Annotated in this window: 15 protein-coding genes; 5 read left to right on the forward strand and 10 right to left on the reverse strand. The window is 67.9% G+C overall.

Annotated elements, in window-relative coordinates; genetic code table 11:
* Position 1: 1 nt before the first annotated feature.
* The 3 genes from gspG to AC3DET_RS05240 all read right to left on the reverse strand — a co-directional run bounded on the left by gspG (position 2) and on the right by AC3DET_RS05240 (position 3,600).
* A complete protein-coding gene (gene gspG, locus AC3DET_RS05230) occupies positions 2-427 on the reverse strand; it encodes a type II secretion system major pseudopilin GspG (protein ID WP_225590914.1) in 426 nt (141 codons plus the stop codon).
* Between the two features lie 31 nt (positions 428-458).
* Positions 459-1,673 carry a type II secretion system protein XpsF gene (gene xpsF, locus AC3DET_RS05235; protein ID WP_337730578.1) on the reverse strand — a complete coding sequence of 405 codons (1,215 nt, stop codon included), beginning with the start codon at positions 1,671-1,673 and terminating at the stop codon, positions 459-461.
* Between the two features lie 127 nt (positions 1,674-1,800).
* Complete coding sequence (locus tag AC3DET_RS05240; protein ID WP_488390919.1) at positions 1,801-3,600, reverse strand: S8 family peptidase; 1,800 nt, start codon at positions 3,598-3,600, stop codon at positions 1,801-1,803.
* A gap of 591 nt (positions 3,601-4,191) precedes the next feature.
* On the opposite strand from AC3DET_RS05240, the gene AC3DET_RS05245 reads away from it, so the two are divergent.
* Positions 4,192-9,981, forward strand: a complete 5,790-nt coding sequence (locus AC3DET_RS05245; RefSeq protein ID WP_488390920.1) for an ESPR-type extended signal peptide-containing protein — start codon at positions 4,192-4,194, stop codon at positions 9,979-9,981.
* A gap of 67 nt (positions 9,982-10,048) precedes the next feature.
* Here AC3DET_RS05245 and AC3DET_RS05250 read toward each other — a convergent pair whose 3' ends face one another.
* From AC3DET_RS05250 to xerD, 5 genes are all read right to left on the reverse strand, one after another.
* Positions 10,049-10,498 carry a hypothetical protein gene (locus AC3DET_RS05250; RefSeq protein WP_488390921.1) on the reverse strand — a complete coding sequence of 150 codons (450 nt, stop codon included), beginning with the start codon at positions 10,496-10,498 and terminating at the stop codon, positions 10,049-10,051.
* A 4-nt stretch (positions 10,499-10,502) separates the two neighbouring features.
* Entirely contained in the window at positions 10,503-12,215 is a 1,713-nt protein-coding gene (gene gspE, locus AC3DET_RS05255) for a type II secretion system ATPase GspE (protein ID WP_488390922.1), read from the reverse strand.
* Between the two features lie 81 nt (positions 12,216-12,296).
* On the reverse strand, positions 12,297-16,193 hold the full coding sequence (gene purL / locus AC3DET_RS05260) for a phosphoribosylformylglycinamidine synthase (protein ID WP_488390923.1): 3,897 nt from the start codon (positions 16,191-16,193) through the stop codon (positions 12,297-12,299).
* 80 nt (positions 16,194-16,273) lie between these two features.
* On the reverse strand, positions 16,274-17,116 hold the full coding sequence (locus AC3DET_RS05265; RefSeq protein ID WP_488390924.1) for a disulfide isomerase DsbC N-terminal domain-containing protein: 843 nt from the start codon (positions 17,114-17,116) through the stop codon (positions 16,274-16,276).
* A gap of 107 nt (positions 17,117-17,223) precedes the next feature.
* Complete coding sequence (gene xerD / locus AC3DET_RS05270; RefSeq protein ID WP_488390925.1) at positions 17,224-18,177, reverse strand: site-specific tyrosine recombinase XerD; 954 nt, start codon at positions 18,175-18,177, stop codon at positions 17,224-17,226.
* Between the two features lie 345 nt (positions 18,178-18,522).
* On the opposite strand from xerD, the gene AC3DET_RS05275 reads away from it, so the two are divergent.
* Entirely contained in the window at positions 18,523-18,993 is a 471-nt protein-coding gene (locus AC3DET_RS05275) for an RDD family protein (RefSeq protein WP_488390926.1), read from the forward strand.
* A 7-nt stretch (positions 18,994-19,000) separates the two neighbouring features.
* On the opposite strand, the gene lptG is transcribed toward AC3DET_RS05275, so the two are convergent.
* Entirely contained in the window at positions 19,001-20,104 is a 1,104-nt protein-coding gene (gene lptG, locus AC3DET_RS05280; protein ID WP_446537758.1) for an LPS export ABC transporter permease LptG, read from the reverse strand.
* Positions 20,101-21,180, reverse strand: a complete 1,080-nt coding sequence (lptF, locus tag AC3DET_RS05285; protein ID WP_192200232.1) for an LPS export ABC transporter permease LptF — start codon at positions 21,178-21,180, stop codon at positions 20,101-20,103. Before lptF ends, lptG begins: the two co-directional genes overlap by 4 nt.
* Before the next feature lie 129 nt (positions 21,181-21,309).
* Here lptF and AC3DET_RS05290 point away from each other — a divergent pair, with 129 nt between their 5' ends.
* The 3 genes from AC3DET_RS05290 (at position 21,310) to AC3DET_RS05300 (ending at position 26,318) form a co-directional block, all read left to right on the forward strand.
* Positions 21,310-22,782: a leucyl aminopeptidase gene (locus AC3DET_RS05290; RefSeq protein ID WP_488390927.1), complete on the forward strand. Its 1,473-nt coding sequence runs from the start codon at positions 21,310-21,312 to the stop codon at positions 22,780-22,782.
* Positions 22,783-22,804: 22 nt separating this feature from the next.
* Positions 22,805-23,227, forward strand: coding sequence for a DNA polymerase III subunit chi (locus tag AC3DET_RS05295; protein ID WP_488390928.1), 423 nt, complete (start codon positions 22,805-22,807; stop codon positions 23,225-23,227).
* Positions 23,228-23,363: 136 nt separating this feature from the next.
* Entirely contained in the window at positions 23,364-26,318 is a 2,955-nt protein-coding gene (locus tag AC3DET_RS05300; protein ID WP_488390929.1) for a valine--tRNA ligase, read from the forward strand.
* Positions 26,319-26,530 lie beyond the last annotated feature (212 nt).

The following is a 26,530-nucleotide window of genomic DNA, read 5'->3' on the forward strand; positions in this document are numbered from 1 at the left end:
CTTATTCGTTCTTGATGTCCGCATTGACGCTGTCGCCGCCCGCCTTGCCATCGGCGCCGAGGCTGATCAGGTCGAAGCGCTGCGCTTCGCCGGGAATGCGGTATTCGATGGGATTCTTCCACGGATCCTGCAGCTCGCTTTCCTTCGCGTACGGTCCCAGCCAGCCGGCCGCGTTGCCCGGCTGCGTCACCAGGTCCGAGAGCTGCGTGGGGTAATGGCCGGTATCCAGCTGATAGGTCTCGACCTTGCCGGACAGCGTCTGCAGCTGCGATTGCGCAAGCTTCACCTTGCCGCTGTCGGCGCCGCCCATCACGCGGCTGCCCACCAGCACCAGGATGCCGCCGATCAGCACCAGCACGATGATGATTTCCAGCAGGCTGAAGCCCTGCTGCGACCTGGGGGAATGGAACGCGTTCATGGGGCGCATGCGGGACATGGTGGCGGACTCTCCAGTGTTCTCAATTGATGGCGCCGGTCAGATCGTACAGCGGGACCAGCACGGCGACGATGACGATGCCCACCACGCCCGCCAGGACCAGCGTGATGGCAGGCACCAGGGCGGCCAGCATACGGTCCAGCACCTGAGCGGTTTCCTGCTCGAAGGTTTCGGCCGTCTTCAGCAGCATGCTGTCCAGGGCACCGGACTCCTCGCCCACCTGGATCATCTGCAGGGCCAGCCGCGGAAAGCGCTTGCCCTTGGCCAGCGACGCGGACAGGCCGTGGCCGTTCTTCACATCCTCGGCGGCGGCATCGACATCGGCCGCCAAAGCCCGATTGCCCAGTACGTTGCGGGCGATGCCCAACGCGGTCAGCAGGGGCACCCCGTTCTTCAGCAGCGTGCCCAGCGTACGCGCCAGGCGCGCGGTTTCCAGCCGGGCCAGCAGCGGCCCCGCCAGCGGCCTGTCCAGCAACCACGCATCCAGCCGGCCACGGAAGACGGGATCGCGGCGGCGACGGTCGAACCAGAGCACCGCCAGCAGCGGCAGCGCGACCAGCACGAACCAGAAATCGCGCACGAAGCTGCCCACCCACAGCACGCCGCGCGTGAACCACGGCAGCGCGACATCCAGGCTTTCGTACATCACCGCGAACTGCGGGACCACGTAGCCCAGCAGGAACAACAGCGCCAGGCCGACCACCACCAGCAGGATGGCCGGATACACCAGGGCATTGACCACGCGCCCCTTCAGCGCGCGGCTGCGCTCCAGGTAATCGCCCAGCCGCTGCAGCGTGTCGTGCAGGCTGCCGCCCGCTTCTCCCGCGCGCACCATGTTGATGTACAGGCGGGAGAAGAGACCGTGCTGGCGGTCCAGCGCGGTGGAGAGCGGCGCACCGCCACGCACGGCATCGCGGATGTCGCTGATGACCCGTCGCGCCTTCTCGTCCTCGGGCAGGTCCAGCAGGATGCCCAGCGCGCGGTCCAGCGGCTGGCCTGCGCCCAGCAGCGTCGCCAGTTGCTGGGTGAACTGCACCAGCCGGCCACCCGCGAATGCATTCGGCCGCCACAACTGGCCCCAGCTGCGCCCACCTCCTGCAACGGCCAGCGCGGCCTCGACCGGCAGGTGGCCCTGCTCCTGCAGGCGCGCCACCACTTCGGCGTCGCTGGCGGCCTCCATCTGGCCTTCCAGCATCTCGCCGTGTGCATCAAGTGCCTTGTAGCGGAAAAGCGGCATGCGGGACGTTGGCCGGGGAATGCGCAAAGTTACCGCATTCCGCCGGGCAACGTCATGCAGGGATACGCGACTGCGACATGAAACGGCCCCGGCATGCCGGGGCCGTCGCAACGCACCCGCACTTGCCTCACGGCGCGGTGAAGCTTCCCCTCAGGCTGACGTTGGCGAACTTCGTCTTGCCCACCAGCGACACGTAGTACGTGCCCGCCTGCGGCGCGGCGATGTTGACCACTTCGTTGTTGCCGGGACGCGCCGACCGCAGGTCGTAGTTCGTCGCCGTGGCCGCACTGCCGAACTTCACGTAGACATCGGCATTGCCGCTGCCGCCAAAGCTGATGAACGACAGACTGGTGGCGCCGGCCGGCACGACGAGGGCGTACTGGATGACGGCGTCCTTCGCGCCCGTATTGCCGCCGACGGCCACGTTGTTGGTCAGCAAGGTCGCCGTCGGGGGTTGCCCACCGTCGATGACGGACTGTACCGCCGCGGCCGCATTGACGATGCCCACACCGATCGGCCGGTTGGCGGGCGGTGCGACCGGGAAAGGACGCGCCGTCGACTTCAAGGTGGCCAGGATCTGCGCAGGCGTCAGCGGTGTTTCGGCGACGCTCTGCATCAACGCAACGACCGCCGCCACGTGCGGCGCCGACATCGACGTGCCGCCCATGCCGAAATACGTCTCGGTGGTGGGCACCGTGGTGCCCGCGTTGCCCGTGGACCAGACGTAGCCGCCCGGATTGCCGTCCACGCTGCCACCGCCACCCGGCGCGGAGATGTCGATGCGCGTGCCGTAGTTGGAATACGAGGCGATGCCGCCGGTGATGCGCGTCGCGGCCACGGTGATCACGCCGGCGCAGTTGCCGGGCGAATATCCGCTCACGTTGCCGGCATCGTTGCCGGCTGCCACGACGACCGTGCTGCCGTTCGCGATGGCCTGGTTGAAGGCATTCTGTTCGACGGTGCTGCAGGCACCGGATCCACCCAGGCTCAGGTTGATCACTTCCGCGGGATTCGCGTTGGCGGGCACGCCGGCGACGGTGCCGCCGGAGGCCCAGATCACCGCATCGGAAATGTCCGAGGTGTAACCGCCGCAGCGACCCAGCACGCGTGCGGGCACCACCTTCGCATTGAATGCACCGCCCGCCATGCCCTTGGCGTTGTTGGTCACTTCGGCCACCGTGCCCGCCACGTGGGTGCCGTGCCAGCTGCTGTCCTGCACCGGCGACCCGGCATAGCATTCGCCCGCCACCGGATTCCAGTCGCCCTCGTCGAGCGGATTCGCATCGCGCGCATCGCCGTCGCGGGACACGAAGGTGTCGCTGATGAAATCGTAGCCGGGCAGGATGTTCGCATCGAGATCGCTGTGGGGCGTGATGCCCGTGTCCAGCACGGCCACCACCACGCCTGCGCCCGTCGCGTTGTCCCATGCAGCCGGCAGGTTGATGCCGCCGACGGGATCCTTGAAGTGCCACTGATACTGGTTGTAGTAGGTATCGTTCGGCACGAGGCGTGCGTAGCGGCGCGCATCGACTTCGACGAAGTCCACCTCCGGATCCATCGCCAGCTGCCGCAGCAGGCTCTCCGCCTCCACGCGATCCAGCTTGCGCGACGTCTTCACCAGTTCCGCGCCGATCCCCAGGCGACGGAGTTTCGAAGCGCTCACCGCCTTCCCGTTCGCGGATCCCAGGGCCGCCCGGGATACCGCACCGAGCAACGAACGTTGCAGCGTGGTGGCGTTGGTACGCGCGACGCTGCCGTCCCGGTACTTCACGATGAACCGATCATAGGTTTCGCCGTCGCGCAGACCGGCGGTGCTGACATCGCCCGCCGATGCCGATGTGGCGAACGCTCCGAACGCGATGATTGCGGTGAGCGACGCCACCAAGGGGCGACGACGCGAATTGCGGAAAGAGGAATGTGGATTCACTTGACCTGCTCCATGTCTGCAAGGAAGAACGAACTGGGTAACGCGTTTACGACGTGCCTACTCAACGACTTGCGATTTCCATTTCAAGCGGATCGTCCAGGTACCCCTGTTTACCTGCCACGACACTCTTCACGCAGGGAACACGCCGCGTACACATGGCATTAACGCCTTGTTTTCAGCTGTTTCCCCGCGTTGCGTCGAACGTAGCAAATCTCTCGCAAATTGCACAACGCGCATGTAGTGTTCTGACACACGGAGCTGTTTTGCATCATCTCGGATCAGGGGATGGGGAATGCGGGAAGCCTTTATCGATGCGATGTTCTTCTTCGCATCTTCACGTCACCACGTCTCGGCCCACACGCCACTCGCGCTGCACGACGCACGCGAAACGAGGCATGGCCACGCCCGGCCACCGCATCCGTATCTCCTTCTCCCGCTTCCGCAAAACACCTCGTGCAATCCGGCGTCGCGCCTCCCCTGTCGCGCGCCGCGCTGTCTGTTTCCCTGACGTAGTCCACCGTAGAACGCCCGTCGCCGCGGCGTCGGGTGCTGTCGCATTCCCCCGAAAACACAGAATGAAGGACGTGATCCATGAACAGGATTTACAGCAAGGTGTGGAACCCTTCCCTCGGCATGCTGGTGGTGGCATCGGAGTTCGCCCGACGCGCGCATGGCGTCATGTCGTCCGGTGCCCGCGTGCGTGCGCGCCTTGGCGTGACGCTGCTCGCTTCGGCACTGCTCGCGGGCGCGCCGCTCGGCGCGGCATCGGCCCATGACAAGCAGAAGGGCCAGCCGCAGAACGACAAGCCGCAGATCGGAACGGGACCTGCCTACTGTGTGGATGCACGCGGCAATCCGATCAAGGACGGACGCCCCGGCGAGAATGCGGTGTCGTGCGGCGACGGCGTCGATGCGTCCGGGCGCCATGCGGTTGCGGTCGGCTACAAGAGCATTGCCAGCAAGGCAGGAGCGACTGCCGTAGGCGGTTACGCCGAAGCCACGGGCGTGAATGCCACCGCCGTCGGGTACGACAGCAGCGCGACCGCGCAAGGCGCGACGGCGCTGGGCAGCCAGAGCAACGCCGCCGGTGCGAATGCGACCGCTGTCGGCACGCAGGCGAACGCGACGGGCGCCGGCGCCAGCGCGGTGGGCACGGGAAGCCAGGCCACCGGTGCGTACGCCGGCGCCTTCGGCAGTTCCTCCACCGCCTCGGGCACGCAGGCCCTGGCGGCCGGCCACACCAGCACCGCCACCGGCATCGCGACCGTCGCGCTCGGCGGCTTCTCCAGTGCCTCGGGCGATTTCGACACGGCTGTCGGTTACGGCGCCGATGCCAGCGCCGGCGACAGCACGGCACTGGGCTCGGGCTCCATCGCAACGGGCTACAACAGCGTCGCAGTCGGCGGCTCACTGCTGGGCTTCCTGCCGACCGAAGCGTCGGGCGATTTCTCCACTGCGGTCGGTGGCGGCGCGTGGGCGCCGGGCACCAATGCGACCGCCATCGGCAACCTCGCCTCTGCAACCGCAGACAACAGCGTGGCGCTGGGTGGCGATTCGGTTGCCGATCGCGAAGACACGGTCTCGGTCGGAAGCGCTGGCAGCGAACGGCAGATCACCAACGTCGCCGCCGGTACCGAGGGCACCGATGCGGTGAACCTGGATCAATTGAACGCGGTCGCCGAGGCATCGGAAAACGCCACGCGCTACTTCAAGGCGAACGGCGCCAACGATGGCACGGACGACGCCACCGCCAATGGCGACCATGCGACAGCGTCCGGCTCGGCGGCACTGGCCGACGGCGTCGGTGCGACCGCGACGGGCTCAGGCGCGTTCGCACTGGCCAACGGAGCGACGGCCACCGGCTTCAACGCGACCGCGACCGGCGAGAACAGCGTCGCCAGCGGTGCGGGCGCGCAGGCATCCGGATCCGGCGCGGTCGCGCTCGGCGGACAGCGTCAGTTGTTCGACGAGAACGGCGAGCCGCTGCTCGATGAAGACGGCAATCCGGTCTACACCAGCACGGAGGCGACGGCGGACGATGCGACAGCCCTGGGTGCCGGCGCGGTCGCCAGCGACATCGGGGCGACGGCGACGGGCGCGGGCGCGAATGCGTCCGGTGCGTATTCCTCCGCGCTCGGTACCGAGGCTACTGCATCGGGCATCCAGGCGACGGCCGTCGGCTTCCGCAGCGATGCTTCGGACGATGCCGCCTCTGCCATCGGCAGCTACAGCAGTGCCTCCAACTTCGGCGCCTCCGCGTTCGGCTACGGTGCCGAGGCCAGCGGCAACAGCGCTACCGCGCTCGGTTTCGGTGCCGTGGCGAGCAACTGGGATGCGACGGCGCTCGGATCGAATTCGATCGCCAGTGGCGACAACAGCGTGGCAGTCGGTGGTGCATTCTTCGGCCTCATTCCGACCGAAGCCTCGGGCGACTACTCCGTCGCCGTCGGCGGCGGCGCGTATACCCCGGGCTTCAATGCCGTCGCGCTGGGCAACCTGGCCACCGCCGAAGCCGACAACAGCGTGGCCATCGGTGGCGACTCCGTGGCCGACCGCGAGGACACGGTCTCCATCGGCAGTGCCGGCAGCGAACGGCAGATCACCAACGTCGCCGCCGGTACCGAAGGCACCGATGCGGTCAATCTGGATCAGTTGAACGCCGTCGCCGAGGCATCGGAGGACGCCACCCGCTACTTCAAGGCCAATGGCGAAGGCGATGGTAGCGACGATGCGACCGCCAATGGCGACTACGCGACTGCATCGGGCTCGGCGGCCTTCGCCGACGGTGCCGGTGCGACGGCGACGGGTTCCGGCGCGTTCGCCCTGGCCGACGGTGCGACGGCGACCGGCTTCAACGCCACCGCCACCGGCAGCAACAGCCTCGCCAACGGCAGCAGCGCCGAAGCCAGTGGCGAATCCAGCATTGCCATCGGCGGACAGGTGGATGCGTTCGATGCCGACGGCAACCCGATCACCGTCAACACCGTGGCGTCCGGCCTCGGCGCAACGGCGGTGGGCTCCGGCAGCCTGGCGTCCGCCCTCGGCAGTTCGTCGTTCGGCGTACTCAGCGAAGCGAGTGGCGAAGCCAGTTCCGCGTTCGGCTACGGCAGCACGGCCACGGGTTCATACGCCTCCAGCTTCGGCCATGCGAGCGGTGCGACCGGGGACTACAGCGTGGCCGTCGGCGGGCCGGCCGACCTGATTCCCGGGTTCGGTTTCCTCGTCTATACGCAGGCGAGCGGCTTCAGCGCAGCGGCGTTCGGTTCCGGTGCGATCGCGGCGGGCGACTACAGCCTGGCCGCCGGCAGCCTGTCGGAAGCCTCCGGCCTGGAGAGCACCGCAGCCGGCTTCTTCTCGTACGCGCCCGGCGATTACGCCACGGCGCTGGGCGCGGAATCGTGGGCCAGCGGCGACAGCAGCACGGCGGTCGGCTTCTACAGCACCGCGCTGGGCGACAACAGCGTGGCGCTCGGCGCCAACTCGGTGGCGGATCGCGACAACACGGTGTCGGTGGGTGACGTGGGCAGCGAACGCCAGATCACCAACGTCGCGGCCGGTACCGAAGGCACCGACGCTGTCAATGTCGATCAGTTGACCGCAGTCGCCGAGGCCTCCGAAGAGGCCACGCGCTATTTCGAGGCGAACGGCGCCAATGACGGCACCGACGATGCCACCGCCAACGGCGACTACGCGACCGCCTCCGGTTCTGCCGCGCTGGCGGACGGCGCGGGTGCAACCGCTACCGGCTCCGGTGCGTTCGCGCTCGCCGATGGCGCCACTGCCACTGGCTTCAACGCCACCGCCGCCGGCGCGAACAGCGTTGCCAACGGTGCCGGCGCACAGGCGGCAGGCGCTGGGTCGGTTGCGATCGGCGGACAACGCCAGCTGTTCGACGAGAACGGCGACCCGCTGCTCGATGAAGAGGGCAATCCTGTCTACGCCAGCACGGAAGCGACGGCGGAGGACGCCACCGCGCTCGGCGCCGGCGCCGTCGCCAGCGAAGCCGGTGCAACGGCTACCGGTGCAGGTGCAAACGCATCCGGGGCCTATTCCACCGCCTCGGGCACGGAAGCCAGCGCATCCAACACGCAGGCCACTGCGGTGGGCTTCCGCAGCGATGCGTCCGGTCTCGCTTCCACCACCATGGGCGGCTACAGCAGCGCAGGCGGCGATTTCGCCTCGGCATTCGGCTACGGCGCCGACGCGGCGGGCAGCGGCGCGACGGCGGTGGGCGAAGGCGCGAGTGCCGGCGGCGAGGAAAGCACGGCCGTCGGCGGCACCACCTTCTTCGGATTGATCAACACGCGCGCGAGCGGCACCGGCGGTTCCGCCTTCGGCAACGGGGCGTGGGCCACGGGCGAGTACAGCACCGCGATCGGCCACAACAGTTACGCCGATGGTGACGACAGTGTGGCGCTGGGCGTGAACTCAGTGGCGGGCGCGACCAACAGCGTGGCGATCGGCGCCAATTCGTGGAACGACCGCGACGACACGGTGTCGGTGGGTGACGTGGGCAGCGAACGCCAGATCACCAACGTGGCGGCCGGTACCGAAGGCACCGATGCGGTGAACCTGGACCAGCTCAACGCCCTCGCCGATGCATCGGAAAATGCCACGCGCTACTTCAAGGCCAATGGCGCAGGCGACGGCAGCGATGACGCCACCGCCACCGGCGACTACGCAACGGCCTCCGGTTCGGCCGCGCTGGCCGACGGTGTCGGTGCAACTGCCACGGGTTCGGGCGCCTTCGCGCTCGCGAACGGCGCAACGGCCAGCGGCTTCAATGCCACCGCCACCGGCGAGAACAGCGTCGCCAACGGCACCGGTGCGCAGGCGGCGGGAGCGGGATCGGTTGCGATCGGCGGACAGCGCCAGCTGTTCGACGACAACGGCGATCCCCTGCTCGATGAAGACGGCAATCCTGTCTACGCGAGCACCGAGGCGACGGCGGATGACGCCACGGCGGTGGGAGCAGGCGCGGTGGCCGGCGACACCGGCGCGACCGCGACCGGCGCGGGCGCCACGGCGTCGGGCGCCTACGCCACCGCAACCGGCACGGAAAGCGCCGCGTCGGGCCTGCAGGCCACCGCGACCGGTTTCCGCAGCGATGCGTCGGGTGACGCCGCCACCGCCGCCGGTGGATACAGCAGCGCGTCCGATTTCGGTGCATCCGCGTTCGGGTATGGCGCCGAGGCCGGCAGCGACAGCGCCACCGCGCTGGGCTTCGCCGCCACCGCCAGCAACTTCGACGCGACAGCAGTAGGCTCCCGCGCCATCGCCAGCGGCGACAACAGCGTGGCGGTGGGTGGCGCGTTCTTCGGCGCGCTGGCGACGGAAGCCTCGGGTGATTACTCCGTTGCCGTCGGCGGCGGTGCGTACACGCCGGGATTCAACGCCGTCGCGCTGGGCAACCTGGCAACGGCGGAAGCCGACAACAGCGTCGCCATCGGCGGCGATTCGGTGGCCGACCGCGAGGACACGGTCTCCGTCGGCAGCGCCGGCAGCGAGCGGCAGATCACCAACGTCGCGGCCGGCACCCAGGCCACCGATGCCGTGAACCTGTCGCAGCTGAGTTTCGTCGCCAGTGCATTGGGCGGCGGCGCCGGCTTCTCCGGCGGCGTGTTCATCGCGCCGAGCTACACGATCCAGGGCACGTCGTACAACAACGTGGGCGCGGCATTCACCGCCGTCGACGCCAAGCTCAACGAGTTGTACGGGATGTACAGCGGATCGAGTAGCGGCACCACGGCATCCACCCGTGCGGCGCCGCCGACGCAGGCCAGCCAGGGCCAGGTCGCCGGCGAAACGGCGTCCGCGCCGAGCACCGGCGGGACCGCGTCGACGCCGACACGCGGCACGGCGACGACCACGGATGCCGCCGGCAGCGGCGCCGTGACCAGTGGCCAACCTGCGGTCGCGGCACCGACCGACGCCACCGCGGCAGCGGACGTGCCGGCAGCGGCCGCGTCCTACGCCGATGCGGGCGACGCCAACACGCTCAGCAGCGCACAGTCCTATACGGATCAATCCTCGGCGAGCACGTTGGCCAGCGCGAAGGCCTATGCCGACTTCCAGGTCAAGGCGCTGGAGGACGACTTCAATGCCTTCCGTGGTGACGTGGACCGCCGCTTCTCCGAGCAGGATCGCAGGCTCGACAGGATGGGTGCGATGAGCTCGGCGATGTTGAACATGGCGATCAATGCAGCGGGCAGCCGCAGCCCGCGCGGCCGCGTGGCCGTGGGTGCGGGCTGGCAGAACGGCGAGAACGCGCTGTCGGTGGGCTATTCCAAACCCATCGGCGAGCGTGCGTCCTTCAGCATCGGCGGCGCATTCAGCGGTGACGAGAAGTCGGCCGGCGTGGGTTTCGGTATCGACCTGTAAGCTCCGTTTGCGCAACAGACAAGGGCCCGGCATTGCCGGGCCCTTGTTCCCTGCCGGAAGCCCGGACTCAGTCGCAGGCCATGCGGCCGGCCGGCAGCACGCGGGGATTGCCCAGCGCGAAATGCTTCACCGGCTGTTCCCACATCTCGAAGGAAGAAATGCCCGGGGTGACGCCGCAGCTGCTGGCGTAGGTGAACTGCTCTCCGTCCATCGAGACGTAAAGATCGAACTTGATCGCCACCGGCAACGTGCTGCTGACCATCAGGGTGGTCTGTGCAGCGTCGCCACTGCGCGCGGCGCGCAGGTTGCCCGGTTCACCGCCGGCCGGCGCGGACGCCGTGACCTTGCCGTCGACGATCTCGACCTGCAGCGCCAGCGACGGCGATGCCGTGCCAACCGCGAAGCCGGCCGGAAGCTCGCCACGCGCCAGCGTCTTCGGCGCGGCCTTGCCGGCCGACGCGACGGCCGGTATCGCGCACATCGCCACGATCAGGCAGCCCGCACGCATCCTGTTCATCGCCTCAGCCCTCCTCGGTCACGCGCAGCACTTCCTCGATGGTCGTCTCGCCGGCAAGCGCCTTGACGATGCCGTCCTCGTACATGGTGCGCATGCCCGAGTCGCGCGCGAGCTGTTCCAGCTCGCCCATCCCGGCGTGGCGCATGATGGCGCGGCGGATTTCGTCGTTCATCACCAGGAACTCGACGATGGTGGTGCGTCCCAGGTAACCGGTCGGCGCGATGGCCGAACCGCGCGGGCGATACAGGTAGATTTCGCCATGCGGCTGGAAGCGGCGCAGGGCGAATTTCTCGATTTCCTCGGGCGATGCGGGGTATCGCTCCGCATGCGTGGGCTCCAGCCGCCGCACCAGCCGCTGGGCCAGGATGCCGTTGACCGTGGAGGTCATCAGATAGTCCTCCACGCCCATGTCCAGCATGCGGGTGATGCCGCCGGCCGCATTGTTGGTGTGCAGCGTGCTGAGCACCAGGTGGCCGGTCAGCGCGGACTGGATGGCGATGCGCGCGGTTTCAAGATCGCGCATTTCGCCGATCATGATGATGTCCGGGTCCTGGCGCACGATGCTGCGCAGCGCATGCGCGAAATCCAGACCGATCTGCGGCTTGGCCTGGATCTGGTTGATGCCTTCGATCTGGTACTCGACCGGGTCCTCGACCGTGATGATCTTGACGTCCGGCGTGTTGAGCCTGCTCAGCGCGGTGTACAGCGTGGTGGTCTTGCCCGAGCCGGTCGGACCGGTGACCAGCAGGATGCCGTGGGGTTGTTCCAGCACCTTCTGGAACTGCGGCAGGAACGCATCGGTGAAGCCCAGCTTCTTGAAGTCGAACACCACCGTCTCGCGGTCCAGCAGGCGCATCACCACGCTTTCGCCGTGCGCGGTGGGCATGGTGCTGACGCGAAGGTCCAGTTCCTTGCCCTGCACGCGCAGCATGATGCGCCCGTCCTGCGGCAGGCGGCGCTCGGCGATGTTGAGCTTGGCCATGATCTTGACGCGACTGACGACCGCCGCAGTCAGGTTGGCGGGCGGGCTTTCGCCTTCCTCCAGCACGCCGTCGATGCGGTAGCGCACCTTCAGGCGGTTCTCGAACGGTTCGATGTGGATGTCCGACGCGCGCAGCTCGACCGCACGCTGGATGACCAAGTTGACCAGGCGGATGACCGGCGCCTCCGAGGCGAGGTCACGCAGGTGTTCGACATCATCCAGGTCTGCGGTGGCCTCGCCGTCCGCATTTTCGACGATGGCCCCCATCGCGCTGCGGCCCTGCCCGTAGTAGCGCTCGATCAGGTCGCTGATCTCCGAGCGCAGCGCCACGCGGGGCCGCACTGCGCGGCCAGTCGCCAGGCGCACCGCTTCCAGCGCGTAGCGGTCCTGCGGATCGGCCATCAGCAGATCGACGTGGGCCTCGTCCTCGCCCACCGGGCAGACATGGAACTGCTTGAGGAAACGCTGCGAGAGCACCACCGATTCCGGCGGCGCGTCCGGCGCATCCTTCGCCGCGACCAGGGGAAGCTCCAGCACCTCGGCGGCGGTCTCGGCATGGTCGCGCTCGGAGACCAGTCCCAGCCGCGACAGCAGCGCCAGCAGATCGCCACCGGTCTCGTCCTGCAGCCGGCGGGCACGCGCCAGGTCGGCCTCCTTCAGGCGTCCGCGCGCCAGCAGGGCCGCGACGATGCGCTCGTCGTCGGAAAGCGGATTGTCGAGCGCGGCAGCGTTCACGGAAGCCTCCTTGAAGGCCCGGACTTTATCAGGTGCCGCGTTGCCCGGGCGTGGCCCGCCGTCGCCGGCGGGCGCGCACGATCATCCCACCCACACCCGCGCATTGCTGAACATGCGCAGCCACGGCGAATCTTCCGGCCAGTCGGCCGGATGCCAGCTGTGGTTGGCGCTGCGCGGGGTGCGTTCCGGGTGCGGCATCAGGATGGTGGCGCGACCGTCGTCGCTGGTCAGGCCGGTGATGCCGTCGGGCGAACCGTTCGGATTCTGCGGATACGACCCAGCCACCAGCCCATCACCATCGATGAAGCGCAACGCGACGCGGACCGCGCCCTGGTCGGCCGTACTGGCGAAGTCCGCACGCCCTTCGCCATGCGCGACCGCGACCGGGATGCGCGAGCCGGCCATGCCACGGAAGAACACCGACGGCGATTCCACTACTTCGAGCAACGACACCCGCGCCTCGAACTGTTCGCTGCGGTTGCGCAGGAAGCGGGGCCAGTGCGTCGCACCGGGGATGATGTCCTTCAACTGGCTCATCATCTGGCAACCATTGCAGACGCCCAGCGAGAACGTGTTGTCGCGCGCGAAGAACGCCGCGAACGCATCACGCAGCGCGCTGCGCTCGAGGATCGAGGTCGCCCAGCCGCGTCCGGCGCCCAGTACGTCGCCGTAGCTGAAACCGCCGCACGCCGCGATGCCGCTGAAACCATCCAGCGCCACGCGACCGCTGATCAGGTCGCTCATGTGCACGTCGAACGTATCGAAACCGGCGCGGGTGAAGGCCGATGCCATTTCGATCTGGCCATTGACACCCTGCTCGCGCAGGATCGCGACCTTCGGGCGTTTGCCCGTGGCGATGAACGGCGCAGCGACATCGTCGCCCGCATCGAACGACAGCTTCGGTTTCAGCCCGGCGCGGCCGAACTGGCGCGTGGTCTCGCGCTCCTCATCGGCCGTCTCCGGGTTGTCACGCAGCTTCTGCATCGCGTGCGTCACCGACCACCAGGCATCGAACAGCTCTTCCCAGCGCCACTCGGCCAGCACGTCACCCTCCTGCTGCACGCGCACCACGGCCGCAGTTGTCGGGCGCGCGATGCGCTGCGCGCACTCCGTCAGCGCATGGTGTTCGATCAGGTCGGCGAAGGCGGCACGGTCCTCGTCGGCCACCTGCACCACCGCACCCAGTTCCTCGGCGAACAGCGTGCGGAAGGCATCGTCGCCCCAGCCGTCGAGGTTGATGTCCAGGCCCCGATGCGAGGCGAATGCCATCTCGCACAACGCGGCGAACGCGCCGCCGTCGCTGCGGTCGTGGTAGGCCAGCAGCAGGCCGGCTTCGCGCGCATCCGCGATCAGGTGGAAGAAGTCGCGCAGGCGCTGCGGATCGTCGAGATCCGGCACGCTTTCGTCACGACCGTCGCCGGCGAACGCCGGCCACGCGCCCTCCCCGCCCGACTGCGGATACACCTGCGCCAGCACGGAACCGCCGAGACGCTTCTTGCCCGCACCCAGGCCGATCAGCCACAGCTCGCTGTCGTCTTCGCGCGACAGCAGCGGCGTCAGTTGCCGGCGCACGTCGGTCACCGGCGCGAAAGCGCTGATGATCAGGGAGACGGGCGATACGGATTTCTGCGCCTGGCCATCGCTGTGCCACTGCGCCTGCATCGACAGCGAGTCCTTGCCTACCGGGATACTGATGTCCAGGTCCGGGCACAGCTCCATGCCCACGGCCTTCACCGCATCGAACAGCAGCGCGTCCTCGCCGGGATGGCCGGCGGCGGCCATCCAGTTGGCGGACAGCTTCACGCGATGCAGCGATTCCACCGGCGCGGCGCACAGGTTGGTGATGGCCTCGCCCACCGCCATGCGGGCGGCGGCAGCGGCATCGAGCAGGGCCAGCGGCGTGCGTTCGCCGATGGCCATCGCTTCGCCGACGAAGCCTTCATAACCGCTCAGCGTGATGGCGCAATCGGCCACCGGCATCTGCCACGGGCCGACCAGCTGGTCGCGTGCGGTCAGACCGCCGACGCTGCGATCGCCGATGGTGATCAGGAACTGCTTGGAGGCGACCGTGGGGTGCGCGAGTACGCGCAGGCCCGCTTCGCGCAGGTCCAGCGACGCGGTCTGCAACGACGGCCACTTGGGGGCTTCCGGATAGCCGGTGTCGCGATGCATCTTCGGCGCCTTGCCGAACAGCACGTCCATCGGCAGGTCGATCGGGGCGTCCGCCGGGATGTTGCCTGGCGTGGCACCGTAAGCGACCACCAGATGTTCTTCCTTCGTGGCCACGCCCACGGCAGCGAACGGACAGCGCTCGCGCTCGCAGATCGCCGCGAATTCGGCCAGCCGCGCCTGCGGCACGCCGAGCACGTAGCGCTCCTGCGACTCGTTGCACCACAACTGCATCGGCGACAGCGAAGGATCGTCACTGGGCACCTTGCCCAGGTCGATCACGCCGCCCACGCCGGAGTCGTGCAGCAGTTCGGGAATCGCGTTGGACAGGCCGCCCGCGCCGACGTCGTGGAACCACAGGATCGGATTGTTCTCGCCCATCGCCACGCAGCGGTCGATGACTTCCTGACAGCGGCGCTCCATCTCCGGGTTGTCGCGCTGCACGCTGGCGAAATCGAGTTCTTCCGCGCTTTCGCCGGAAGCCACCGAACTGGCCGCGCCACCGCCCAGGCCGATCAGCATCGCCGGGCCGCCGAGCACGATCACCGCATCACCGGCCGACAGCGTCTTCTTCTCCACCTGGATGCGGTCGATCGCGCCGAGGCCGCCGGCCAGCATGATCGGCTTGTCGTAGGCGCGCGTCAGGCCTTCGCCTTCCGGCAGTTCGAAGCTGCGGAAGTAGCCGAGCAGGTTCGGACGGCCGAATTCGTTGTTGAACGCGGCGCCGCCCAACGGGCCGTCGAGCATGATGTCCAGCGCTGGCGCCATGCGCGGATTCAGCGCGCGCGTCGCTTCCCACGGCTGAGGCAGCGTGGGGATGCGCAGGTGCGACACCGAGAAGCCGGTCAGGCCGGCCTTGGGCTTGCCACCGCGGCCGGTCGCGCCTTCGTCACGGATCTCACCGCCGGCACCGGTGCTGGCACCGGGGAACGGCGCGATCGCGGTCGGGTGGTTGTGCGTTTCCACCTTGATGCAGAAGGCCGAATCCAGCGTCGCCTCGAGGCGGTACTGGCCGCTTCCGTCCGGACGGAAGCGCGCCGCCGGATAGCCTTCGACCACCGCCGCGTTGTCGCTGTAGGCGCTGAGCGTGTGTTCCGGCGTCTGCGCGTGGGTGTGCTTGATCATCCGGAACAGCGAGCGGTCCTGCTCCTTGCCGTCGATGGTCCAGCTGGCGTTGAAGATCTTGTGCCGGCAGTGCTCGGAGTTCGCCTGCGCGAACATCATCAGTTCGACGTCCGAGGGGTCGCGGCCGAGTTCGGTGTAGCGCGTGCGCAGGTAGTCGATCTCGTCGTCCGCCAGCGCCAGGCCCAAGCGGGTGTTGGCCGCTTCCAGCTGCGCCAGCGGGATGCGCTCCAGTTCGCCGCGCGCGGGCGCGGTGAACAAGACCTGCGCCTGGTCGCGGGTGGTCAGCAGGGACTGCGTCATCGGGTCGTGCAGCGCCTTGGCCAGCGCCGGCTGGCCGTCGTCCCAGCCTTCAAGATCGATGCGCAGGCCGCGCTCGACGCGCTTCACCGGCTGGCCGGCGCCGCGCAGCAGTTCGGTGGCCTTGCTGGCCCACGGCGACAGTGTGCCCAGGCGCGGGGTGACGAAGCGCGATACCGCACCATCGGCCAGCGCCGCCGCCTCGTCACCCGCCTGCAGGATGCGGCGCAACGTGGCCAGGTCCGGCGTAGCGCCGGCCTCTGGTTCGATGAAATAGACATGCCAGGCACCGCAGATGCGGACACCGGAGGCCATCGACTGGAGCTTGGATTCGAGCCGCGCGCGGCGGAAGTGCGACAAGGCCGGTTGGCCTTCGAGGACGATCATGTCCGGAACCGTGGGGGCGTAGCCGTCAGGACGGGGCCCGCTATTGTAGCGAAGCCGGCGCAAGGCCGGCTTCGGGGATATCACAGGGCGCCGGCAGCGGAGGCTGGCGCCGCCTTGGCGGCCAGTTCGTCCAGCCTGGCCTTCAAGGCGGCCGGCGGCAGGTAGCCGCCCAGTTGGACGCCTTCGGCCGAATAGATCGCCGGGGTGCCGCTGACGCCGATGCGCTGGCCGACGTCGAATTCCATCGTCACCGGATTCTTGCAGTCGCGCGAGGGGACCGGCTTGCCGGCCTTGGCGTCGGTGAGCGCGCGCTTGCGATCAGGCGCGCACCAGACCGAGATCATGTCCTTGTGGTCCTGGCTGCCCAGGCCCATGCGCGGGAACGCCAGGTATTCCACCGCGATACCGAGACGGTTGAGCTCGCCCACTTCGCCGTGCAGCTTGCGGCAATAGCCGCATTCGATGTCGGTGAACACGGTGACCGTGTACTTGGCGTTCGGCGGTGCGAACACGATGCGTTCGGCGTGCGGGATGGTCGCGATCAGCTTGCTGCGGTAGCCGGCGAGCGCCGGGCTGGTCTGCATCAGGTCCTGCTGCTGGTCCAGGTCCAGAACGGTACCCTGCATCAGGTAGCGTCCGTCGTCACTGATGTAGAGCAACTGGCCGCCCGCGATCACCTCGCGGAAACCCGGCAACGGTGCGGCGCCGACGTATTCCACTTTCGCCTGCGGGTTGAGCTGGGCGATCGCGGAACGGGCACGTGCGTCGGGGGTGGCGCCCACGCCTGCCTTGATCTGGCGCACGGCCGCCTGCGGGGCGGCGGCCGCGGCCGCGGCACCGTCCTGCACGGGCGGCTGGGGGGCCTGCGCACAGGCGGTCAGGCTCAGGGCACCCAGAAGGGCGGCGGTCATCAGGCGGGGCATCAAGGGCATCCGGGTATGCCGCGGTGCGGCTGGGTGGCAGGAACAGACGGGGATTCTGGCACACGGCGCCGCGCAGGCGGCTTAACCGCCCGCCAGCGTGACCCGCGTCATGCCCGCGGATGATGCCGGCCGTGCAGTTGCTTGAGGTGTTCGCGAGCGACCAGGGTGTAGATCTGCGTGGTCGACAGCGAACTGTGGCCCAGCAGCATCTGCAGCGCGCGCAGGTCGGCGCCCCGGTTGAGCAGGTGGGTGGCGAAGCTGTGCCGCAGCCCGTGGGGACTGATCCGGACCGGGTCGATGCCGGCCAGCGCCGCGTAACGCTTCACCAGCCCCCAGAACTGCTGCCGGGTCGGCGGGTCGGCACCCGCGCCCACGAACAGGAAGGGCGTGCTGCGCTTGCCGGCCAAGACGGCGCGCGCCTGTGCCAGGTAGGTTTCCAGCCAGTGCTGCGACTCCTCGCCCAAGGGCACCAGCCGGTCCTTGCTGCCCTTGCCGGTGACCCTCAATACGCCCTGCCGCAGGTTCACCGCCGTCGCGGGCAGCGTGACCAGTTCGCTGACCCGCAGGCCTGCGGCGTACATCAGTTCGAGCATCGCGCGGTCGCGCAGGCCCAGCGGCGTGGCGGTGTCGGGCGCGGCCAGCAGCGCGTCGATCTCGGTTTCGGCCAGGGCCTTCGGCAACGAGCGCGGCAGGCGCGGCGGATCGAGCAGCGCGGTGGGGTCGTCCGCACGCTCGCCCCGGCGCAACCGATGCGCGTAGAACGCGCGCAGGGCCGACAGCAACCGCGCGTTGCTGCGTGGCGAATAGCCTTCGCGCGTGCGCCACGCCAGGTAATCGAACAGGGCCGCGCGATCCGCGGCGGCCAGTCCGCCTGCACGTCCGTTCCGCCAGCGCGCGAAGCCTTCCAGGTCGCGCCGGTAGCTGTCCAGCGAGGGCTTCGCCAAGCCGTTCTCGGCCCAGATCATGTCGAGGAATGCCGCGATGGCGTCGGCGTCGGCGTCGGGGACGGGCGGCAGGGCGTTCGCCTGCTGGCGGCGTTCGGCGGGCGTGCGGGCAGTCATGCGGCAAGCTTAGGCGATGCATATCCCCCTTGTGGGAGCGACGTCATTCGCGAGAGACCCCGCGATTACAGGAATGAACGCGGACAGCCTTTCCCGGCGTAGCCACGGAGGTCTGGATCACTCCGTTAACAGGTGCCCCGGATATCGTCCGTGGCGAGCCTGTCGAACCGCGCTTTCCACGGGAGAGCAGGCTGTCGTGACCTGTCGATGCAGCGCAAAGTGCAGGGTTCGACCGGCTCACCACGAGCGGGATCATTTGTCCGGAGTTGTCTGAGGGAGCCTCGCCATTGCGACTGACATGGCTCCCCCAATGGGCGGCTGGGCCTTAGCCGGTATCCTGTCGCGATGACGCATCCCGCCCCCCTCCCCGGAAAACCCCGCGCCCTGATCGGCTGGCGCCTGCTCGCGCTGCTCTACGACTTCTGGCCCGTGCTGGCGCTCTGGATCGCCGTCGCGGTCCCGTTCGTACTGATCGACGTGGTGGCCAGCGGCAATGTCCGTCACAACATCCCACCCTTCAGCCCGTTGTGGTGGCTGCTCTGGATCTGCTGCTGGGCCGTCACCGGCGTGTACGCCACGTGGAGCTGGCAACGCGGCGGGCAGACGCTCGGCATGCGGCCCTGGCGACTGAAAGTGGTCACCGCCGCAGGGGATGCGCCGACACGCGCGGCATTGTGGCGTCGCTACACGCTGGCGACGGTCTCAACGCTGGCGGCGGGATTGGGGTTCTGGTGGGCGTGGCTGGATCGCGAACGCCTGACCTTCCACGACCGCTACAGCGGCACGCGGATGGCGCGATTGCCGAAGCGCGCCTGACGGCGCGTCAGCGGCTTCTCTGCCGGAACATCAGCCAGGAGATGCCCAGCAGGGCGAAGGGTGGAACCGCGTAGGCGATGCGGTAATCCAGCCGGAACGCACCGGCCAGGCGCACGAACATGGTCTGCAGCACCCAGAATCCGACCGCGAACACGATGCCGAGGAACAGCCGCTTGCCCATGCCGCCGCTGCGCAGGCTGCCGAAGGCGAACGGGATGGCGGCCAGGCACAGCGCCAGCACGTTGAGCGGATAGAACCAGCGCGCCCAGTACTGGTCTTCGTAATCGCGCGCGTCCAGCCCGTTGCGCTTGCGGTAGTCGATGTTCTGGCTCAGCTCATGGCTGGGCATGTTGCGTGCACGCACCAGGCTGGACGACAGCACCGAGGCGTCCAGTTCCGATTCCCAGCGTTCGCCCAGCACGGTGACCTGGGTGGCGGACCGCTCGTTGAAGGTCGTACGGCGCACGTTCTTCAGCAGCCAGTAGCCGTCCAGGTGTTCGGCGACGGCGGCGTGCGCGATGGAGGCGAGTCGCCCGTCATCGGCCAGTTCGTACATGCGCACATCGCGCAGCTGCAGCGACACCTTGCCGCCTCCCTGGTCCTTCTCTTCGCCGCTCTGCGCGTACAGGAAGGTGTTTCCTTCGCGCGCCCACAGGCCGGAGTAGCGGTCCATCGCGACGTTGCCGGTACGCGCGCTCATCTTCAGCACGTCGGCCTGGCGCTGGCCCCACGGGCCCAGCGTCTCGCCGCTGAACACCATCAGGGCGGTCAGGATGGCCAGCGCCGCTGCCACCGAAATGCTCAGGCGGCGGCGCGACAGGCCCAGCGCACGCAGCGCGGTCAGTTCGGAGCTGGCCGCCAGCTGGCCCAGGCCCATCAGCGAACCGATCACGGCCGCCGTGGGAAACATCGTGTAGGCCCGGCGCGGCACGGTGTACAGCACCCAGGCCACGGCATGGCCGAAGGTGTAGTTGCCCGTCCCCAGGTCGCCGATTTCGCCGGACAGCGCCATCACCACGTCCAGTCCTACCAGCACCGCCCAGGTCAGCAGCACGGTAACCAGCACGACCTGGCCCACGTAGGTGTCATGCAGACGGGGGATCAGCCTCATGCCACCCTCCGCTTGCGCGACAGTTGGCCGTCACGCAGGTAGAACCAGATGGCCGCCGCGAGCAGCGGCAGCGTCAACCACCACAGGCCGGCCATGCCCGGCAACTTGCCGTCGGCCAGCAACTGGGTGCCATTGAACATCAGGCTGATGCCCACGAGGTAGGCGAGGAACCCCAGCATCACGCGCCCATATCTCGCCTGTCGCGGCGAACTCCTGGACAGCGGCAGGGTCAGCAGGGCGAACGCCAGCGCCAGCAGCGGCGGGGTGAGACGAGCATGGACCTGCGCATTCGCATCCGGGCGCGGATCGGACAGCAGCTGCGGCGTCGGCAGGAGTTCCGGATCGTCCTTGTCCATCGTGTCGGCCCGGTCCGGCAGCGCGACCTCGTTCGCCTTGTAGCGGATCAGGCGGTAATCCAGCCCCGGGCCATCCGGCCCTTCGACGCGGAAACCGTCGTCCAGGCGCAGGTAACGGTTGCGCTCGCCTTCGAAGAACATCTGCCCGGATTTCGCCGTCACCACGTCGATGCGGCCCTCGTCCGAGCGGTGCATGAACACCTTGCTCAGGCCCGTGCCATCCGGGGACAACGCGCTCACATAGACCACGGCGCCACTGGACATGACAGTGAACTTGCCCGCATCCAGCCCCGAGACGACCAGGCTGCGGTTGGCGTGGTCCAGCATGTCCTGCGCGGTGCGCAGTGCCCATGGCCCCAGCCACAGCGAACACAGGCCCACCACCGCCACCACCGGTATCACCAGCATCAGCAGCGGGCGCAACAGGCGGCGCGGGCCGATGCCGGCTGCGGTCAGGACCGCCATTTCCGAGTCCCGGTACAGGCGCGAGAACGCCAGCAGCAGGCCCAGCATCAACGCCAGCGGGATGATGTAGGGCATGTAGTTGAGGAATTGCAGCCCCAGCTGGGACAGCAGCAACCGCGCCGGCACCTTGCCGTCCGCCACATCGCCCAGCAGATCGGCCATCACGCCGCCCACGCTGACCATCAGCAGGATGATCAGGGTGGCCAGGAAGCTCTGGGTGAATTCCCGGAAGAGGTAGCGGTCCAGCTTCGGCATCAGGGGGGCTTGATTTACAATCTCGGGCTTGTGCGCCGCATCGATGGCGGCAGTCTCTGCGGTCCGGGATGGCGTCAGCCACCTTCATCCGGCCTGCGATTGTACGTAACTGAACCGGGAATCTGATCAATGACGCTGGAATTCACCCTGAACCACGAAGCCCCCGCCCAGGCCGGCGTCGATTGCATCGTGGTAGGCGCCTACGCCGACAAGAGCCTGACCGCCGCCGCGCAGGCCGTGGACGCGGCCAGCGGCGGCAAGCTGTCGGCGCTGGTGCAGCGGGGGGACATCGGCGGCAAGACCGGCAAGACCACGCTGCTGCACGACCTGCCCGGCGTGACCGCACCGCGCGTGCTGGTCGTCGGCTTGGGCGAGGCCGCCAAGTTCGGCGTACCGCAGTACCTCAAGGCCGCCGGCGATGCCGCCCGCGCCCTGAAGGTCGGGCCGGTGCGCAGCGCGCTGTTCACCCTGTCCGACGTGGACGTGAAGGACCGCGACGCCGCGTGGAAGATCCGCCAGGCCGTCATCGCCGTCGACCACGCCTGCTACCGCTATACCGCCACGCTCGGCAAGAAGAAGGCCGACGACGCCGGCCTGGCCCAGCTCGCCATCCGTGGCGACGACGCCCAGGCGTTGGCGCAGGGCGTGGCGATCGCCGCCGGCGTGCAGTTCACCCGCGAGCTGGGCAACCTGCCGCCGAACATCTGCACTCCCGCGTATCTGGCCGAGCAGTCGCAGACGTTCGCCGCCGACAACGGCGCCGAATGCGAAGTGCTGGAGGAGGCGCAGATGGACGCACTGGGCATGGGCTCGCTGCTGGCCGTCGCCCGCGGCTCGGTCAACCGCCCCCGCCTGATCGTGCTCAAGTGGAATGGCGCGGCCGCCGACGCCAAGCCTTACGTGCTGGTAGGCAAGGGCATCACCTTCGACACCGGCGGCGTCAACCTGAAGACGCAGGGCGGCATCGAGGAAATGAAGTACGACATGCTGGGCGCGGGCAGCGTGCTGGGCACCTTCGTCGCCACGGTGAAGATGAAGCTGCCGGTGAACCTGGTGGTGGTGGTGCCGGCGGTGGAGAACGCCATCGACGGCAATGCGTACCGTCCCTCCGACGTCATCACCAGCATGTCCGGCAAGACGATCGAAGTGGGCAACACCGACGCCGAAGGCCGCCTGATCCTGTGCGACGCGCTGACCTACGCCGAACGCTTCAAGCCCGAAGCCCTGGTCGACGTGGCCACGCTGACCGGCGCCTGCATCGTGGCGCTGGGCCGCTACGCCAGTGGCCTGATGAGCAAGCACGACGATCTCAGCAACGAACTGCTGGGCGCCGGCGAGACCGTATTCGACCGCGCCTGGCGTCTGCCGCTGTGGGACGAATACCAGACCCAGCTGGAATCCAGCTTCGCCGACGTCTACAACATCGGTGGCCGCTGGGCCGGTGCGATCACCGCCGGCTGCTTCCTGGCCCGCTTCACCGAAGGTCAGCGCTGGGCGCACCTGGACATCGCCGGCGTGGCCAACGACGAAGGCAAGCGCGGCATGGCTACCGGTCGCCCGGTCGGCCTGCTGAGCCAGTGGCTGCTGGACCGCGTCGCCTGACCGGCGACGCTGCCCCTACGCCATGGCCCGTGCCGACTTCTACCTGATCGCCAAGCCGCGCTTTCTCGAGGAGCCCCTCAAGCTGGTGTGCGAGCTGGTGCGCAAGGCCTACGACAGCAACCAGTGGACCCTGATCCTCGCGCGCGACGCCGCGCAGGCGGAGGAGCTGGACGAGCTGTTGTGGGAGTTCGATCCCGATGCGTACATCCCGCACCAGATCGCCGGGGACGAAGAGGACGAGCTGACGCCCGTGCTGATCGCCACGCCCGACATCGACGTGCCGGCGCGCGCGCTGGTCATCAACCTGCGCGACGAAGCGTTCGCCGGCGCCTGCGAACGCGTACTGGAAGTCGTACCGGCCGACCCGTCCGCGCGCGAGCCGTTGCGCGAGCGCTGGAAGCAGTACAAGGCGCGCGGCTTTGACGTGAACAAGCACGACATGTAACACCCGTCATTCCAGCGAACGCTGGAATCCACTTTGCCGTTGCAGTGGCCATAGACAAGGCAACGCAAACGCAAACGCAAGATCAAGATGGATCCCGGCGTCCGCCGGGATGACGACTCAAAAATCCCGGAACCCCATGACCGACCTCGCCTCCAGCTACGACCCGAAATCCTTCGAATCCCGCCTGTACGCGCAGTGGGAAGCCGCCGGCTACTTCAAGCCCAGTGGCGAAGGCAAACCGTACACGGTGCTGCTGCCGCCGCCGAACGTCACCGGCACGCTGCACATGGGCCATGCGTTCCAGCACACGCTGATGGACGCGCTGGTGCGCTACCACCGCATGCGCGGCTACGACACGCTGTGGCAGATGGGCACCGACCATGCCGGCATCGCGACGGAGATGGTGGTCAGCCGCAACCTGGCACTGGAAGGCAAGGGCGAGACCCGCGACTCGCTGGGCCGCGACGGTTTCATCGCCAAGGTGTGGGAGTGGAAGGCGCAGTCCGGCGACACCATCGAGCGGCAGATGCGCCGCATGGGCGCGTCGGGCGACTGGTCGCGCAGCACGTTCACCATGGACGAAGCGGCATCGAAGGCGGTCATCGAGGCGTTCATGCGCTGGCACGAGCAGGGCCTGATCTACCGCGGCCAGCGTCTGGTCAATTGGGACCCGGTGCTGAAGACCGCGATCTCCGACCTGGAAGTGGAGAATGTCGAGGAAGACGGTTTCCTGTGGTCGATCGCCTACAAGCTGGAGGATGGCGCCACCTACGAGCACGTCGAGCACGATGCAGATGGCAACGAGACGCTGCGCGAGACCCGCGATTATCTGGTAGTGGCGACCACGCGCCCCGAGACGCTACTCGGCGATGCTGCAGTGATGGTTCACCCTGAAGATGCGCGTTACGCGCATCTGGTCGGCAAGAAGGTTAAGTTGCCGCTTGTCGAACGCGAGTTGCCCGTGATTGCGGACGAATACGTCGATCGCGAGTTCGGCACGGGCGTGGTGAAGGTCACGCCTGCGCACGATTTCAATGACTACCAAGTTGGCCTGCGCCATGACTTACCGCTGTACAACATCCTGGATGATGCAGCGCGCATCATTGATGACACGTCTTGGACAGAAAGACTGAAGCGTCAAGCTTCCGCGACAGCAATTCGTAGCGGATTGATCGACACGGCAACCGATGCGCGGATTCCAGCGAAGTACCAGGGCCTGGACCGCTACGAAGCACGCAAGGTCGTGCTGGCAGACCTGGAAGACCTCGGCCTGCTGGTCGAAACCAAGCCGCACAAGCTGCAGGTGCCGCGCGGCGACCGCACCGGCCAGGTCATCGAGCCGTATCTGACCGACCAGTGGTTCGTGAAGATGGACGGGCTGGCGAAGCGCGGTCTCGAACTCGTGGAGTCGGGCGAAGTGAAGTTCGTCCCGCCGAACTGGATCAACACCTACCGCCACTGGATGGAGAACATCCAGGACTGGTGCATCAGCCGCCAGCTCTGGTGGGGCCACCGCATCCCGGCGTGGTTCGATGGCGCCGGCAACTGCTACGTCGGTCGCGATGAAGCCGAAGCGCGCGCGAAGGCCGGCCTGTCCGCCGACGTCGCCCTCACCCAGGACAGCGACGTGCTGGAGACCTGGTTCTCCTCGCAGCTGTGGCCCTTCAGCACGATGGGCTGGCCGGACACGCAGGCGATGGCCGAGCGCGGCTTCAACCGCTACCTGCCGTCGTCGGTGCTGGTCACCGGCTTCGACATCATCTTCTTCTGGGTGGCGCGCATGGTGATGGCCACCGACAGCTTCGTCGGCCAGGTGCCGTTCCGCGACGTCTACATGACCGGCCTGATCCGCGACAAGGACGGCCAGAAGATGTCCAAGTCGAAGGGCAACGTGCTGGACCCGCTCGATATCATCGACGGCATCTCGCTGGAAGACCTGGTGGCCAAGCGCACCGGTGGCCTGATGCAGCCGAAGATGGCCGAGAAGATCGAGAAGGCCACGCGCAAGGAGTTCCCGGACGGCATCGTGCCGCACGGCGCCGACGCGCTGCGCTTCACCATCGCCGCGCTGGCCACGCATGGCCGCGACATCAAGTTCGACATGGGCCGCGCCGAGGGCTACAAGAACTTCTGCAACAAGCTGTGGAACGCCACCCGCTTCGTGCTGATGAACACCGCGGCGTTCTCCCTTCCTCCGCTTGCGGGGGAAGGTGCCCGAAGGGCGGATGGGGGCAGCGCGATGCCGAATCCGGTCACCGACGCCGAGAAGTGGATCCTCTCGCGCCTGGCCAAGGTCGTCGCCGAAGCCGAAACCCAGTTCGCCGCCTACCGCTTCGACCTGCTGGCGCAGGCGCTGTACGAGTTCGCCTGGAACGAGTTCTGCGACTGGTTCGTCGAACTGGCCAAGCCAGCCCTCAATGGCAATGACAAGGAAGCGGCCGACAGCACGCGCCACACGCTGTTGCACGTGCTGGAATCGCTGCTGCGCCTGTTGCACCCGCTGACCCCGTTCGTTACCGAGGAATTGTGGCAGCAGGTCGCGCCGAAGCTGGGCATCGACGGTGGCACGGTCTCGCTGCGCCCCTACCCCGTCGCCGCCGATTTCGCCGGCCAGGACTATGTGCAGGCCGATGCGGACGTGGAATGGCTGAAGACGATGGTGTCCACCCTGCGTCGCGTGCGCAGCGAACTCAACGTCTCGCCCGCGAAGACCATCCGCCTGCTCTTGCAGGATGGTGGCGACAACGACCGCACGCGCATCGCGCGCTTCGCCTCGTCGTTGTCGTTCCTGCTGAAGCTGGACGATATCGCCTGGCTCGACGTCGGCGCCGATGCCCCCGCCTCCGCTGCCGCGATGGTGGGTGAACTGAAACTGCTGGTGCCACTGGAAGGCCTGGTCGACCTTGACGCCGAGCGTACCCGCCTGGACAAGGAAATCGCCCGCGTCGCGGGCGAGAAGGACAAGAGCGAAGCCAAGCTGGCCAAGTTCACCGACAAGGTGCCGCCAGCGGTGGTCGAGCAGGAGCGCCAGCGCCTGATCGACTGGAGCAACCAGCTCGCTGCCCTGCATGGCCAGCGCGCGAAGCTCTGACGCTTCGCTCCTCCCCGCAACGGTCGGGCAGCCGTCGCCTGGCTGTGCGGGATCGCGTCATCGCATCCGACTGCAGCCGTCATCCCAGCGAAAGCTGGGATCCACCTTGACGTTGCAGTTCGCGCTTCGGAAGCGTTGGAAGCAAGATGGATTCCCGCTTTCGCGGGAATGACGAACAGGAGTCGGACTGGTTGTTCTTCCGGCGAAAGCTG

It is taken from the genome of Pseudoxanthomonas sp. 97-1-1, from assembly GCF_057773125.1.

What these genes read in the sequence shown, in the direction of transcription:
- gspG (WP_225590914.1), bottom strand. Translation starts at nt 427, where the DNA reads ATGCGCCCCATGAACGCGTTCCATTCCCCCAGGTCGCAGCAGGGCTTC.
- xpsF (WP_337730578.1), bottom strand. Translation starts at nt 1,673, where the DNA reads ATGCCGCTTTTCCGCTACAAGGCACTTGATGCACACGGCGAGATGCTG.
- AC3DET_RS05245 (WP_488390920.1), top strand. Translation starts at nt 4,192, where the DNA reads ATGAACAGGATTTACAGCAAGGTGTGGAACCCTTCCCTCGGCATGCTG.
- AC3DET_RS05250 (WP_488390921.1), bottom strand. Translation starts at nt 10,498, where the DNA reads ATGAACAGGATGCGTGCGGGCTGCCTGATCGTGGCGATGTGCGCGATA.
- purL (WP_488390923.1), bottom strand. Translation starts at nt 16,193, where the DNA reads ATGATCGTCCTCGAAGGCCAACCGGCCTTGTCGCACTTCCGCCGCGCG.
- AC3DET_RS05265 (WP_488390924.1), bottom strand. Translation starts at nt 17,116, where the DNA reads ATGCCCCGCCTGATGACCGCCGCCCTTCTGGGTGCCCTGAGCCTGACC.
- xerD (WP_488390925.1), bottom strand. Translation starts at nt 18,177, where the DNA reads ATGACTGCCCGCACGCCCGCCGAACGCCGCCAGCAGGCGAACGCCCTG.
- AC3DET_RS05275 (WP_488390926.1), top strand. Translation starts at nt 18,523, where the DNA reads ATGACGCATCCCGCCCCCCTCCCCGGAAAACCCCGCGCCCTGATCGGC.
- lptG (WP_446537758.1), bottom strand. Translation starts at nt 20,104, where the DNA reads ATGAGGCTGATCCCCCGTCTGCATGACACCTACGTGGGCCAGGTCGTG.
- lptF (WP_192200232.1), bottom strand. Translation starts at nt 21,180, where the DNA reads ATGCCGAAGCTGGACCGCTACCTCTTCCGGGAATTCACCCAGAGCTTC.
- AC3DET_RS05290 (WP_488390927.1), top strand. Translation starts at nt 21,310, where the DNA reads ATGACGCTGGAATTCACCCTGAACCACGAAGCCCCCGCCCAGGCCGGC.
- AC3DET_RS05295 (WP_488390928.1), top strand. Translation starts at nt 22,805, where the DNA reads ATGGCCCGTGCCGACTTCTACCTGATCGCCAAGCCGCGCTTTCTCGAG.
- AC3DET_RS05300 (WP_488390929.1), top strand. Translation starts at nt 23,364, where the DNA reads ATGACCGACCTCGCCTCCAGCTACGACCCGAAATCCTTCGAATCCCGC.